Raw genomic sequence first — 13,816 nt, 5'->3', positions numbered from 1 at the left:
AGATTACTGAGCCAGAACATTGATATGATTTTGGGAGGCGTAAATGTGTAGTGAAAGAAAAAGTACAAAGGGCACAAGTGAAAAGAAGAAGCAGTGCGTCAAGGAAGTCAGGGTGACTAATCAATTCAAAAAAATGATGGATGAAGCATTTGAGGCAACTAAAAAGGTCTTAAAACAGAGGAAAAAGGATCTGAGCGAAGAAGGCTGGAATACTGATAAACAGAAAGAGTTTTATACAATATTTGGCATGAGTGGTAGTGCGATGATAACTGTTGACAGTAAAGAGGAAAGGGAAAAGGTTAAAAAGGCCAGAAGTGAGGATAAAGATTCGAGTGAAGCTCCCCCTATGGATCCTTATATAGAAACGCGGGACAATATTACAGCCTATATTTATATGAAGGAGAGTGTTGATAGGTTATTCGATATGTGTGAGAAGATATATGTTAAGCCTCCCCTTGATGGTGCTCCGCTTATACATGGTAATTTTGTTAATCAAACAGACCGCACAAATAGTTCTGCAAACGTAAGAGCAGATCAGAATTTAGGTCTTAAGCCTGAATTGTATGAAAAAGTACTTAAAATTAATATTCATCAAAATTTTGTATGCAAACCATTAATGGGATTTGATTCTCAGGTATCTACGCTTTGCCACGAACTGTCACATTTTTTTCGCAGTCAAGATACTAAACACGGAGGAATGGGAACAGATGATATGCCAATGGTTGGTGGTTTTAGTGCAACTAAAGAATATATTAAGTATGCGAATGACTTGAAAAGTGTAGGTGATCAGGATGTATTTAAAAATGCATATAATATTGAAAGGTACTTTGAGTTGGTAATAAATGACAATGACTGATTTTTTAATTACCATTCCAAGAGGTAAAGTTAGCATTGAAATGGGATGGTTACCCTCTTTCTTTAGAGTGATTACATTAATATTCATTCTTCTTTATATATCATGTGTATCAGCAAGTGAGGATGTAGTTCTTAAGAAGTATATCTATGGTTTACGCCAGTATAGTCAGATCGAAGGACAGAAATATCTTCCTCCAGTGATTGAATCATTACCTTATACAGATGTAAAAGAGAACGACGAAGAAGCTAGAATATACCCATATTACGATATGGGTGATAATGAAAGTAAAGTCGAGAGAGATAAACACCAAGTCGATATTCATCTGGCAGTGCAGCAAAAAAACAGTGATGTATTGGCAATGGTTAGTTTTTATAATCGAGGGCAACAGAACTATTTTTTATACAAAAATAGGCTTTCTTTGAAAGATTCATTTACTCCTTTATGCAGTCATACATTTTCTATAGCATCAGAGGGTATCAGCCTGGTTTATTTAGGGTGGAAATGTGAATTTGAAGGTGAGGATACAGACTGGGTTGCAATCCCTGCGGGAAAAAAATTTTCTTACACAGTATCACTTAATGATGTTTACTTATTTCCTCCAGGGAAACGTCGTTACAATATCGGGTCATTAAAATTCCGCATGGCAACTGATACTTATTTTTATGAAGAGAGAATATATAGATATTTATTTTCCATTGCAAACTGGAAGTATTACCCATGTAAAAACAAAAGGTACAATTCATTAAGAAGGATTGTCGATATATGTGAAAAAGAAAATCCATGGAGAGATAATACTATTGAAAGTTTCATGTATGCATTTAATTATGATGGACATGCTCCAAATAGTTACTTTGAAGCCAGGTCCAATCAAGTCGTTATTGAAATAGATGGGGATAAAATCACATCCCCTTATGATAAGGACACCACCCGATTTTCAAATTAAAAAATAGCAAATTAACTATTAAAATATTACTTAATTCAAGGAATGATAATTATGTCCTTAGCTGCAAAACTTAACGACAAAGACTCCCAACATGATGGTTACCACGAAACTGTCATTACTGTGGGTTCACCAACGGTATCAATTGACGGATTACGAGCAGCCCGAATGGGCGATCCGTTACACCCCATGACAAGCCTGAACATCCCCCGCACACACGTAAAATAGCGAGTGGTTAAGGCACTGTATTTATCGATGGTGTTCCTGCCGCGAGAGCCGGTGATTCCATTGATTGTGGCGGCGTGGTTGTGGGTAGTGGAATCGTCAACATCGGTTAAAGATTTAGACTGAGATGATGAGAAAACGGCTCCCTAATATGGAAGCCGTTCTTTTAAACTGTCTGCTTGATGGCCATAAATGAATTGGCAAACAACTTATGCGTCCGGGTACTCACGGATGAAGCGCTCTACATCATCAACCATATGTTCGTTCCCAACAAAGAACGGACGGCGCTGATGCAGGGTTTCCGGGATGATATCCAGAATACGTTCTTTACCGTCACTGGCTTTGCCGCCAGCTTGTTCCGCAAGGAATGCCATCGGGTTACCTTCATACAGCAAACGCAGTTTCCCTTGCGGGTGGCTTGCGGTGCTTGGATAGAGATAAATCCCGCCTTTCAGCAGGTTGCGATGGAAGTCTGCCACCAGAGAACCGATGTAGCGCGAGGTATAAGGGCGCTGCGTGTTGGCGTCTTCTTCCTGGCAGAACTTAATGTACTTTTTCACACCCTGCGGGAAACGGATGTAGTTGCCTTCGTTGATGGAATAGGTACTGCCAATTTCCGGGAAGCGCATACGTTCCTGGCACAGGCAGAACACGCCCAGTGACGGATCGTAAGTAAAGGCATGTACGCCACAACCGGTGGTATAAACCAACATGGTTGAGGAGCCGTAAACCACATAACCTGCCGCCACCTGCTTGTTACCCGGCTGGAGGAAATCGGCTTCGGTTACCGGTGTACCTACCGGCGTGATACGGCGATAGATAGAGAAAATGGTACCCACTGACACGTTGACGTCGATGTTAGATGAACCATCAAGAGGGTCCATCAACACCACATATTTGGCATGTTCCGCGCCTTCGAAAATAACAATGTCATCTTCTTCTTCGGAAGCTACACCCGCCACAATCCCTCGGGCTTTCAGTGCTGCTTTCAGTTTTTCGTTCGCGAACAGATCGAGTTTTTGCTGCACCTCGCCCTGTACGTTTTCAGCTCCACTCGCGCCCAGAATATCCACCAGACCCGCTTTGTTGATGTCGCGGTGGATAATTTTTGCGCCGAGCTTTATTGCCGACAGTAAGGCAGTCAGTTCACCCGTTGCGTGCGAGAACTCGTGCTGCTTTTCGACAATAAATTCACCTAACGTTTTCATAACTCTTTCCCTGCTTCTGTCAGTTGAGTAAAACGATTGCAACAATCCTAACAAAGTTTCAAATAGTAGCGTACAGGTGAATCGCGCCAGCAAAATGCGGAATATCCTGAAATGCGATTTGCCAGCACTCAACATGCGGTTAGAATGTGCGCCTAAGAATAAAAGGATAGTGTTATGCGCATTCATATATTGGGTATTTGCGGCACGTTTATGGGTGGTCTGGCAATGCTTGCCCGCTCACTCGGCCATGAGGTTACGGGCTCGGACGCCAATGTGTATCCGCCAATGAGCACTCTGCTTGAAGAGCAGGGCATTGAATTAATTCAAGGTTACGATGCAAGCCAACTCGACCCTCAACCAGATTTGGTGATCATCGGCAACGCCATGACGCGCGGTAATCCGTGTGTTGAAGCGGTGCTTGAGAAAAACATCCCTTACATGTCAGGCCCACAGTGGTTGCACGACTTCGTGCTGCGCGACCGTTGGGTGATTGCGGTTGCGGGTACGCATGGCAAAACGACCACGGCTGGCATGGCGACCTGGATTCTGGAAGCCTGCGGCTACAAACCGGGCTTCGTCATCGGTGGCGTACCGGGTAATTTCGACGTTTCTGCGCGTCTGGGCGAAAGCTCATTCTTCGTCATTGAAGCCGATGAATACGACTGTGCGTTCTTCGATAAGCGTTCCAAATTCGTGCATTACTGCCCGCGCACGCTGATCCTCAATAATCTTGAGTTTGATCACGCGGACATCTTTGACGATCTGAAAGCTATCCAGAAACAGTTCCACCATCTGGTGCGTATCGTGCCGGGGCAGGGGAAAATCATCTGGCCGGAAAACGACGCCAATATTAAGCAAACGCTGGCGATGGGTTGCTGGAGTGAGCAAGAGTTGGTGGGCGAGCAAGGCCACTGGCAGGCGAAGAAACTCAACCCAGATGCGTCCAACTGGGAAGTGTATCTGGATGGCGAACGCGTCGGTGAAGTGCACTGGCAGTTAGTCGGCGAACACAACATGCATAACGGGTTGATGGCGATTGCCGCGGCGCGCCATGTGGGTGTGACGCCTGCTGATGCTGCGAAAGCGCTGGACAGTTTCGTGAATGCGCGTCGGCGCCTGGAATTGCGCGGTGAAGCAAACGGCGTGACGGTGTATGACGATTTTGCTCATCATCCAACGGCGATTCTGGCAACGCTTGCCGCTCTGCGTGGCAAAGTGGGGGGAACCGCACGTATTCTGGCGGTGCTCGAACCACGCTCAAACACCATGAAACTGGGTCTCAGCAAAGACGATCTCGCGCCATCTTTAGGCCGTGCAGATGAAGTATTCTTACTGCAGCCGCCGCATATTCCTTGGCAGGTGGTGGAGGTGGCAGAAGCCTGTATTCAGCCGGCTCACTGGAGTGCAGATGTCGACACGCTGGTGGATCTGGTGATGAAAACCGCCCAGCCTGGCGACCATATTCTGGTGATGAGCAACGGTGGTTTCGGTGGGATTCACCAGAAATTGCTTGATGCCCTGGCGAAGAAAGCCGAGCAGTAATGCGGAAACAACCCTCACCCTAACCCTCTCCCTGAGGGAGAGGGGATAGCCCGGTTTTCTCCATATCCCTGAGGGAGAGGGAATAGCCCGGTTTTCTCCTTCTCCCTCAGGGAGAAGGCCGGGATGAGGGTTGTTTTTAACCCTGGGCTTCTGCCAGTTCACGCAGATAAGAGAAAATCTGACGATAAGATTTTGGCGGCTTGTTAGCTGCTTTCTCTTTTTGAGCGTTGCGGATCAGCACGCGCAGTTGCTGACGATCAGCTTCCGGGTACAGTCGTAACACTTCGCTCATGGCATCATCACCTTCTTCAACCAAACGATCGCGCAGTGCTTCCAGTTTATGGAACAGAGCAACTTGTTGGTTGTGACGGTTTTTCAGTTTATCAAGCGCTACGCGGATAGGATCCATGTCGCGCGAACGCATCATTTTGCCAATTAACTGAACCTGACGGCGACGGCCTTCTTTTTTGATTTTCTGTGCCAAATCAATGGCGGCACGTAAATCTTCATCAAGAGGAATTTTGTCGAGCGCGTTCTTGCCCAACTCCATCAGTTCCATACCCAGGCGTTTTAATTCCTCGGCATCACGTTTAATTTCGCTTTTACTGACCCAGATAATCTCATCATCTTCGTCTTCATTTTCGTCATCTGGGACGTCGTCGAGCCAGTCATCGGGCTGCTTAGTCATATTAGGCTCCTTAAAAAAAGTGGCTAATTCTACCAGTAAAGCCTGTTCACTGCGAAATTGTTCTGTTCTGGGTTAGACTTAATTCACTCACCTTACATTATGGCAGTAGCGATGAAAGTAAACACGCAAGTAGCACAACAACGTCAGGTTCTGGAACAAGCGGTATCTCAGGCGCTGGAACTGGCTTCCGCTCAGTCCGATGGCGCAGAAGTCGCCGTCAGTAAAACCACTGGTATCAGCGTAAGCACCCGATACGGTGAGGTGGAAAACGTCGAATTCAATAGCGATGGTGCGTTAGGCATCACCGTTTATCATCAAAACCGTAAGGGCAGCGCGTCCACAACCGATCTCAGCCCGGATGCCGTTGCGCGCACCGTGCAGGCGGCACTGGATATCGCCCGTTACACCTCTCCAGACCCGTTTGCCGGTGTGGCAGAAAAAGAGTTGCTGGCTTTCGAAGCGCCTGATCTGGACTTGTTCCACCCGACCGAAATGGACGCCGATCGCGCCATTGAGCTGGCAGCTCGCGCGGAAAATGCGTCGTTGAATGTGGATAAGCGCATCAACAACACCGAAGGCGGCAGCTTTAACAGCCACTACGGCATCAAAGTTTTCGGTAACAGCCACGGCATGCTGCAAAGCTATTGCTCCACGCGCCACTCCCTTTCCAGCTGTGTTATCGCTGAAGTGAACGGCGAGATGGAACGCGATTACGCCTACACCATTGGCCGCGCGATGGAAGACCTCGATAGCCCGGAATCCGTGGGTGCCGAGTGCGCACGCCGCACGCTGGCACGTTTGTCTCCGCGTAAACTGTCCACCATGAAAGCACCGGTTATCTTTGCCGCCGAAGCCGCAACTGGCCTGTTCGGGCATTTAGTTGGCGCGATTGCGGGTGGTTCGGTTTACCGTAAATCGACCTTCCTGCTGGATTACTTAGGCAAACAAATTCTGCCGGAATGGCTGACCATTGAAGAGCATCCGCATTTGCTTAAAGGGCTGGCTTCCACGCCGTTTGATAGCGAAGGGGTTCGCACAGAACGCCGTGACATCATCAAGGACGGCATCCTGCAACAATGGCTGCTGACTAATTACTCTGCACGCAAACTGGGTCTGAAAAGCACCGGCCATGCGGGTGGCATTCACAACTGGCGCATTGAAGGGCGCGGCCTGGATTTCGCCGGTATGCTGAAAGAAATGGGCACCGGACTGGTGGTGACTGAACTGATGGGTCAGGGCGTAAGCGGCATTACCGGCGACTATTCTCGTGGTGCGTCTGGTTTCTGGGTCGAGAACGGTGAGATTCAGTATCCGGTGAGCGAAATCACTATTGCCGGAAATCTTAAAGATATGTGGCGTGAAATTGTTACAGTAGGTAGCGATATTGAGAAGCGCAGTAATATTCAATGTGGTTCAGTGTTACTCCCGGAAATGAAAATCGCCGGTCAGTAGAACTACCCGTCATACTTCAAGCTGCAGGTGCGTTGACTGCACCCATGCGCCCCAGTCACATAGTTATCTATGTTCCTGGGGACTTATGGCCTGGTCGCCTTCCTGCAACTCGAATTATTTAGGGTAGAAAATAATAGAGAGGTTAATTCATGCGTAAGCAATTAATTGCAATGTTGGCAGTATCGTCCGTGTTATTTACTGGCGCTGTAATGGCGAAAGATGTTGGCGATGATATGGATACCATCGCTGAAAACTACAAAACCGTGTTGAAAACCGATAATGCGGCAGAGTTAAAAACCTCGCTTAACAATATGCGCGCTGCGGCACTGGATGCGCAAAAAGGCACTCCACCTAAACTTGAAGATAAAGCAGCAGACAGCGCGGAGATGAAAGATTATCGCCACGGTCTGGATCTTCTGGTCGGCCAAATTGATGGTGCGCTGAAACTGGCAAACGAAGGCAAAGTTAAGGAAGCACAGGCGGCTGCCGAAGAATTTAAAACCACTCGCAATGCCTACCACAAGAAATACCGCTAAGCTCATACTGGCCCTGCCCATCGGGCCAAAAATATTCGCTTATTTTATAAGGACATCTGATTTATGAAACCGATTAAAACGTTTGTTAAGGGTGCCGCTACCGTTTCACTGCTCGCATTCAGTGTTTTCTCTGCAAATGCAGCAATCCAGCCTGTGGCAGGCGATTTCCAGGCCGATCATTTCTCCGCGAAAGTGGTTTCAGTCGATCAAAAGAATCATGTCGTGGTGCTTGAGGGTGAGCAAGGGAACAAAGTTTCGCTCAATGTTCCTGAAGAAGCCGGGACGTTGGCCAATTTGAAAGCGGGCGACACCGTAGATACCACCGTGACCCGCTCTGTGGCCATTGCTTTCGATACCAATGTTGATAAAGCCGCACCTACGGCTTCAACCACCAAAGGTATGGAAAAAGCGACTAGCGGTTCACCTGAGCACGAGGCTTTCCGCCAGGTTAACGTTCAGTTGAAAATCAAACACATTGATTTGAAAAAGAACGAAGTGACTTTTGTCGGTCCTAAAGGGCAGGAAAAAGTGGTCACTGTTGAAGATCCAAAAGTTCAGGCTCGCTTGAAAGACCTCAAAGTTAACCAAAGCGTGCGTGTGACTTATACCGATTCAATTCAAATCGCGGCTCGCCCAGCTAAATCATAATAGCCGACGCGTTAAACCCCTCTTTCTGATGATGGGAAGAGGGGATGTTTAAGTCCACCCGTCAAGATTTTCAGATTTGCTGGAGTTTAAAATTAACTCCGCATGCGCGGGCATAACGCATTAATGTTTCATAGCTCATCTTAGTGGCATTTTTTTCCATGCGCGAAACCGTTGGGGGTTTTATTCCCATTCGCTCAGCAACTTGTGCAGAAGTAAGGCCCGCTTCAATCCTCCAGTTTTGCAATGTTGCCTGAAGGCTTTCCAGCGCCTCTTCGCTTTCATAGGCTGCACGGTATTCAGGATCCTTCATCAGGTTGGTATGAACCTGCTCAAGCGTTTTATGTTTCATTCTTCATTTCCTCCAGTCGATAGAAGGCAAGATTAAGTTCACCGGATGGTGTTTTTTGCGACTTTTTGATGAAGATGCGCAACAGAAAAATGCGTTCCCCTGTTTGATAAACCCAAAGTCCTCGGGCAATGTCAGTCCCCATTGTTCGAATCTCGAATAATCCATCGCCTAAATACTTGCTATCTGGCTCTCGGAGTAACCTGGGGCTAATTTCAAGTTTCTTTAACAGTCTGGTCATTTTGGCCTGGACAGGAGTGGGCAACGCTTTCAATTCCTTTTCCGCCTCAGTGTGAATAATCACAGTGAACATACGGCTTCTCCATGAACTGTAAGTTAGTATAAAAGCTAAGTTAGCTCAAGAGCTAATATTGAGCTTTGTGTGTGGGATCCCAACACTGCCACTTTGCCCATTTTACAAACTTCCCCTAATCGCCCAACCGCCATCACTTCATCTTGCGACATGTCTCGTAATCATGATTTTTGTTGGTGCACTAGCCAATAATTCCCCTTCACGCCTTCTACCTTCGTCACAAAACTGAATATCCATTATTACTCTAAGGCTAATGATTAATCTCTGAGCTTAATTGATGGTCAGACCTCTGAGGCGCACAATTTAACCAAACTCTACTCATCATCTTTCACGTTGCAGGCGCGTTAGCTTCACTCGCTCACCTAAATTGCTTACTTAAGTAAGCGCATTGGGATTTGCTCGTTTGCTGCCTTCCTGCACCTCAAAATCTGATGAGTATGCAAATCAAAATGATTCTTTGAATCAGGAGGTTAAATATGTTGTCCGGGCAAAACCCAGCACGAGTCTGGAACACACGCCGCACCGAGAAACAGCGTCGTATGGCTTCCACGAACGTGCAAGGCAAGGTACTTCCAACCGAAGGCCTTGTGGATATGCTGGAAAAACTGATCGCTCCTGGCGATCGTGTGGTGCTTGAAGGGAACAACCAAAAACAGGCGGATTTCCTTTCCCGCATGTTAGCCGAAGTCAACCCATCTAAAGTTCATAACCTGCATATGATTATGCCGAGCGTCGGGCGCAGCGAACACCTTGATATTTTTGAAAAAGGTATTGCCCGTAAGCTCGATTTCTCCTTCTCTGGCACCCAAAGCCTGCGCATTTCCCAGCTGCTTGAAGACGGTCAGTTAGAGATTGGCGCAATCCATACTTATATCGAACTCTATTCTCGTTTGTATGTGGATCTCGCCCCGAATGTGGCGCTGATTGCCGGCTTTAAAGCTGACCGCAAAGGCAACTTGTATACCGGTGCCAGCACCGAAGATACGCCAGCGTTAGTTGAAGCCGCTGCCTTCCACGATGGCATTGTTATCGCCCAGGTTAACGAACTGGTGGACGACGAATGCGACCTGCCGCGTGTGGATATTCCTGGCTCGTGGATTGATTACGTAGTGGTGGCGGACAAACCGTTCTTTATCGAACCACTGTTTACCCGCGACCCGCGTCTGATTAAGCAAGAACACATCCTGATGGCGATGATGGCGATTAAAGGCATCTACGCCGAGCACAACGTGCAATCGCTTAACCATGGCATCGGCTTTAACACCGCCGCCATCGAACTGTTGCTGCCAACCTACGGCGAGCAACTCGGTCTGAAAGGCAAAATCTGTAAACACTGGACGTTGAACCCGCATCCAACGCTTATCCCTGCTATTGAAAGCGGCTGGGTTGAAACCGTGCATTGCTTCGGTGGCGAACTGGGGATGGAAGAGTACGTTCGTGCTCGCCCGGATGTGTTTTTCACCGGTGCCGACGGCTCGATGCGTTCCAACCGTGCGTTCTGCCAGTTAGCAGGCCAGTACGCGGTGGATATGTTCATCGGTTCCACGTTGCAGGTTGATGGCGATGCCAACTCATCAACGGTGACGCGCGGTCGCTTGTCCGGTTTCGGTGGCGCACCCAATATGGGCCACGATCCACATGGTCGCCGTCATGCCACCGCCGCATGGCTTGCGATGCAGGCTCAGCCAGACCTGATGCAGCGTGGCCGCAAGCTCGTCGTGCAGATGGTTGAAACCTTCCAGGCAGGCGTTAAGCCGACATTCGTGGAAAAACTCGATGCGGTTGAAGTCGCAAAATCCTCCGGTATGCCACTGGCTCCGGTCATGATCTACGGCGATGACGTCACCCACGTGCTGACCGAAGAAGGCATCGCGTATCTGTATCGTGCTGAAAGCATGGAAGAACGCCGCGCGATGGTGGCTTCCGTTGCCGGTATCACTGACATTGGCCTGGGCGTTGACGCAAAACGCGTGGCGGCATTACGCCAGAGTGGCAAAGTGGTCTTCCCGGAAGATATGGGTATTCGCCGTACTGATGCTACCCGTTCTCTGCTGGCAGCCAGCAGCGTGGCGGATTTAGTCGAGTGGTCTGGCGGTCTTTATAACCCACCTGCGAAATTCCGGAGCTGGTAATGAAACTACAGCCACAGATCGATGGAGAGGGCAGCGCGCAATGGCTTGCAAGGGTTGCCACCCAAAGCTTGATCGAAGAAGCACGCTTAAGCCCGAAACCCGGTCTGGTGGACAGCCGGGGAAGTGGCGCACATCACGACCTGACTTTGGACTTGATGGAGCGCTCAGCGCATAGCCTTTCCCCAACGTTTCATGCGCTTGCATCACAAAGCTGGCAGCGCCCGGCAGATATCGCTCTGCGCCAACTCGTCGGCCGTTTAGGTCGTGAAGGCGAGGCGCAGATGATGGCAGCTACAGGCGGAGTGAATACTCACCGGGGCGCTATCTGGGCACTGGGTTTGCTGGTCGCTGCGGCGGCAATGCACGGCTGCGAAGGTAGTAGTTCAGAGATTGCGGCAAGTGCCGCAAAACTTGCCAGCCTGCCGGACAGCTGCGCACCAAAAGTTTTCAGTAAAGGGTTACTCGCGACGCGGCGTTATCGCGTTCCCGGCGCTCGTGAAGAAGCCCAGCTTGGCTTCCCGCACATCATGAATCTGGCATTGCCGCAATTGCGCCGCAGCCGCCAGCATGGTGCCACGGAACAGCAGGCACGTCTTGATGCGCTGATGGCCATCATGACGTCGCTAAGTGATACCTGCGTGCTGTCGCGAGCCGGACTTGAAGGGCTTGAAGCCATGCAAAGCGGAGCGCGTAGCGTGCTGGTGGCAGGCGGGACGGCGACGGTTGAAGGCCGTGCGGCGCTGGCCTGGCTCGATAAAGAGATGCTCACACTGAATGCGTCTCCGGGCGGAGCCGCAGATTTGCTGGCCGCCACCTTGCTGATTGACCGCATCGCCTGCGATGACGCACGCGTTACCCCATTACCGCAACATTCACACTTCTAAGAGGGTGTTATGGAACACATTACGTTGTCATTTCCGGCAACTCGCACCGTTAGCGGCAAAGCGCTGGCGGGTGTAGTTGGCTCCGGTGATATGGAAGTTCTGTTTACCGCGACTCAGGGCGACACCCTGACTATCGCCATCACTACGTCTGTTGATAACAGCGAGCAACGCTGGCAGGCACTGTTTGAGCGTCTTGGCGCATTGAGCAGCATTCCCGCCGGGCAGATGCAAATCCACGATTTTGGCGCAACGCCAGGCGTGGCGCGCATTCGTATCGAACAAGTTTTTGAAGAGGTGAGCCATGCGTAACGACAGCAGCTTTATCGAACTCAAAGCGCGTGAACGTGCTCGCCTGCTGCTGGATGACGGCAGCTTCCGCGAACTACTCGATCCGTTCGAAGGCATTGTTTCACCGTGGCTGGAAGCGCAGGGCATCGTTGTGCAGTCTGACGACGGCATGATTGTTGCCAAAGGCACCATTAATGGCGACCCGGCGGTGGTGATCGCGATTGAAGGTGCTTTCCAGGGCGGCAGCATGGGCGAAGTTTCCGGTGCGAAAATGGCCGCAGCGCTTGAACTGGCAGCAGAAGATAACCGCAACGGCATCCCAACGCAGGCGGTTTTATGCCTCGAAACCGGCGGCGTTCGCTTACAGGAAGCAAACCTCGGCCTGGCAGCGATTGCTGATATTCACGCCGCCATCGTGGATCTGCGCCGTTATACGCCGGTTATCGGCGTGGTAGCTGGCACCGTGGGTTGTTTCGGTGGGATGTCTATCGCAGCAGCATTGTGCAGCCACTTAATTGTGACTCGTGAAGCACGCCTCGGTCTGAATGGCCCGCAGGTTATCGAGCAGGAAGCGGGCATCGACGAATATGACTCTCGTAACCGTCCGTTTATCTGGAGCATGACCGGTGGCGAAGTTCGCTACCAAAGCGGCCTGGTGGACGCGCTGGTGGGTGATGGCGTCAATGCCGTCAAACAAGCGGTTAACGATGCGATTGCGAAAGGTGTTCCAGCACAACATCGCACCGATAACTATGCCTGGTATCTCGAACGTCTGAGCAATTTCGACACCAGTAAACAAGCTGACGCCGAACAGATTAAACAGCTTTTTGGGGAGAAACGCGCATGAGCCAGAAACTGAACCGCGCCGCCATTTGGTTGGACAAACTTACCGCTAACGCGCCACGCATGGCTGGCCTGTGTGCTTCAGTACAAGTTGCTGACGGCACTGTTGATGACAAAGCCGCACGCTTTATCGCGGTGGTGCCAGATGAAAACAACCATTACCCGCGTGCTAAAGGCGGTGAAGTCGGTCTGCTCGAAGGCTGGACGCTGGCGAAAGTCGTCAGCGAAACCATTGCTGAAGATGCTGATAAACAGGAAAAACGCGCCATTGTGGCGGTTATCGACGTCCCGAGTCAGGCTTATGGCCGCCGCGAAGAAGCGTTTGGTATCCACCAGGCACTGGCGGGCGCCGCTGCAGCTTACGCCAATGCGCGTCTGGCGGGCCATCCGGTCGTTGGCCTGATTGTGGGTAAAGCGATGTCCGGTGCGTTTCTTGCCCACGGCTACCAGGCAAACCGCCTGATTGCTTTCAATGACGCAGGCGTAATGATTCACGCGATGGGTAAAGAGTCCGCGGCACGCATCACGCTGCGTACCGTGGAAGCGCTGGAAAAACTGGCGGCGACCATCCCGCCGATGGCGTACGACATCAGCAACTACGAAACCCTCGGCCTGTTATCCGCGCTGCTGGATATCGCGGAACCTGAAGCACCACAAAGTGCCGATCTGGAAAAAGTTAACGCAGCGCTGGTGACCGCAGTCCGCGAAGCTCGCACGGATAACACCTTGAAAAACAGGCTGAATGCGGAAAATCGCCAAAGCTCTGCTCTGGTTCGCGAGCGTATGCGCGCAGCCTGGTAACGATTGTTTAAAAAGACAGACCTGCCAGACGGTAATAATGGGCACCGTTAGAGTGCCCGATAACCATTAACCGCCTGAAAATAATAACTATCGCACCGGTGCTGGAATTCTTTT

Annotated in this window: 15 protein-coding genes and 1 pseudogene; 12 read left to right on the top strand and 4 right to left on the bottom strand. The window is 50.0% G+C overall.

Features of this window, described 5'->3' with window-relative positions; all coding sequences use genetic code 11:
- Nucleotides 1-112 precede the first annotated feature (112 nt).
- From WBL83_RS21350 to WBL83_RS21340, 3 genes and pseudogenes are all read left to right on the top strand, one after another.
- The gene (locus WBL83_RS21350; protein WP_424591014.1) at nucleotides 113-856 is read left to right on the top strand and encodes a hypothetical protein; all 744 of its coding nucleotides are present in this window, start codon (nucleotides 113-115) and stop codon (nucleotides 854-856) included.
- Nucleotides 843-1,799, top strand: a complete 957-nt coding sequence (locus WBL83_RS21345) for a hypothetical protein (protein WP_424591013.1) — start codon at nucleotides 843-845, stop codon at nucleotides 1,797-1,799. Before WBL83_RS21350 ends, WBL83_RS21345 begins: the two co-directional genes overlap by 14 nt.
- A gap of 51 nt (nucleotides 1,800-1,850) precedes the next feature.
- Nucleotides 1,851-2,134: pseudogene (locus WBL83_RS21340) on the top strand (type VI secretion system PAAR protein).
- A 96-nt stretch (nucleotides 2,135-2,230) separates the two neighbouring features.
- Here WBL83_RS21340 and fbp read toward each other — a convergent pair.
- Entirely contained in the window at nucleotides 2,231-3,229 is a 999-nt protein-coding gene (fbp, locus tag WBL83_RS21335; RefSeq protein ID WP_424591012.1) for a class 1 fructose-bisphosphatase, read from the bottom strand.
- 174 nt (nucleotides 3,230-3,403) lie between these two features.
- Here fbp and mpl point away from each other — a divergent pair, with 174 nt between their 5' ends.
- Nucleotides 3,404-4,771, top strand: coding sequence for a UDP-N-acetylmuramate:L-alanyl-gamma-D-glutamyl-meso-diaminopimelate ligase (mpl, locus tag WBL83_RS21330; protein ID WP_424591011.1), 1,368 nt, complete (start codon nucleotides 3,404-3,406; stop codon nucleotides 4,769-4,771).
- Nucleotides 4,772-4,907: 136 nt separating this feature from the next.
- Here the strand turns inward: mpl and yjgA are convergent, their stop codons facing one another.
- A complete protein-coding gene (yjgA, locus tag WBL83_RS21325; protein WP_424591010.1) occupies nucleotides 4,908-5,459 on the bottom strand; it encodes a ribosome biogenesis factor YjgA in 552 nt (183 codons plus the stop codon).
- 99 nt (nucleotides 5,460-5,558) lie between these two features.
- Between yjgA and pmbA the strand changes: the two genes are divergently transcribed.
- The 3 genes from pmbA (at nucleotide 5,559) to WBL83_RS21310 (ending at nucleotide 8,095) form a co-directional block, all read left to right on the top strand.
- Entirely contained in the window at nucleotides 5,559-6,911 is a 1,353-nt protein-coding gene (gene pmbA, locus WBL83_RS21320) for a metalloprotease PmbA (protein WP_424591009.1), read from the top strand.
- 149 nt (nucleotides 6,912-7,060) lie between these two features.
- Nucleotides 7,061-7,447 (top strand): cytochrome b562, encoded by a 387-nt coding sequence (cybC, locus tag WBL83_RS21315; protein ID WP_424591008.1) that lies wholly within the window; start codon nucleotides 7,061-7,063, stop codon nucleotides 7,445-7,447.
- Nucleotides 7,448-7,510: 63 nt separating this feature from the next.
- Nucleotides 7,511-8,095, top strand: coding sequence for a hypothetical protein (locus WBL83_RS21310; protein ID WP_424591007.1), 585 nt, complete (start codon nucleotides 7,511-7,513; stop codon nucleotides 8,093-8,095).
- 70 nt (nucleotides 8,096-8,165) lie between these two features.
- On the opposite strand, the gene WBL83_RS21305 is transcribed toward WBL83_RS21310, so the two are convergent.
- Nucleotides 8,166-8,444, bottom strand: coding sequence for a helix-turn-helix domain-containing protein (locus tag WBL83_RS21305; protein WP_424591006.1), 279 nt, complete (start codon nucleotides 8,442-8,444; stop codon nucleotides 8,166-8,168).
- The gene (locus tag WBL83_RS21300; protein ID WP_424591005.1) at nucleotides 8,434-8,754 is read right to left on the bottom strand and encodes a type II toxin-antitoxin system RelE/ParE family toxin; all 321 of its coding nucleotides are present in this window, start codon (nucleotides 8,752-8,754) and stop codon (nucleotides 8,434-8,436) included. Before WBL83_RS21300 ends, WBL83_RS21305 begins: the two co-directional genes overlap by 11 nt.
- 476 nt (nucleotides 8,755-9,230) lie before the next feature.
- Here WBL83_RS21300 and mdcA point away from each other — a divergent pair, with 476 nt between their 5' ends.
- The 5 genes from mdcA to mdcE are packed head-to-tail and all read left to right on the top strand — an operon-like array spanning nucleotide 9,231 to nucleotide 13,702.
- Nucleotides 9,231-10,886: a malonate decarboxylase subunit alpha gene (gene mdcA, locus WBL83_RS21295; protein ID WP_424591004.1), complete on the top strand. Its 1,656-nt coding sequence runs from the start codon at nucleotides 9,231-9,233 to the stop codon at nucleotides 10,884-10,886.
- The gene (locus WBL83_RS21290; RefSeq protein ID WP_424591003.1) at nucleotides 10,886-11,770 is read left to right on the top strand and encodes a triphosphoribosyl-dephospho-CoA synthase; all 885 of its coding nucleotides are present in this window, start codon (nucleotides 10,886-10,888) and stop codon (nucleotides 11,768-11,770) included. Before mdcA ends, WBL83_RS21290 begins: the two co-directional genes overlap by 1 nt.
- 9 nt (nucleotides 11,771-11,779) lie before the next feature.
- Nucleotides 11,780-12,079 (top strand): malonate decarboxylase acyl carrier protein, encoded by a 300-nt coding sequence (gene mdcC, locus WBL83_RS21285; protein WP_115631238.1) that lies wholly within the window; start codon nucleotides 11,780-11,782, stop codon nucleotides 12,077-12,079.
- Nucleotides 12,072-12,905: a biotin-independent malonate decarboxylase subunit beta gene (locus WBL83_RS21280; RefSeq protein WP_424591002.1), complete on the top strand. Its 834-nt coding sequence runs from the start codon at nucleotides 12,072-12,074 to the stop codon at nucleotides 12,903-12,905. Before mdcC ends, WBL83_RS21280 begins: the two co-directional genes overlap by 8 nt.
- Nucleotides 12,902-13,702: a biotin-independent malonate decarboxylase subunit gamma gene (gene mdcE, locus WBL83_RS21275; RefSeq protein WP_424591001.1), complete on the top strand. Its 801-nt coding sequence runs from the start codon at nucleotides 12,902-12,904 to the stop codon at nucleotides 13,700-13,702. Before WBL83_RS21280 ends, mdcE begins: the two co-directional genes overlap by 4 nt.
- The last annotated feature ends 114 nt before the right edge of the window (nucleotides 13,703-13,816 follow it).

The organism is Buttiauxella sp., assembly GCF_049686335.1.
Taxonomy (GTDB): domain Bacteria; phylum Pseudomonadota; class Gammaproteobacteria; order Enterobacterales; family Enterobacteriaceae; genus Buttiauxella.
The sequence above is the reverse complement of the archived record's forward strand: the minus strand, read 5'-3'. Positions and strand labels throughout refer to the sequence as shown.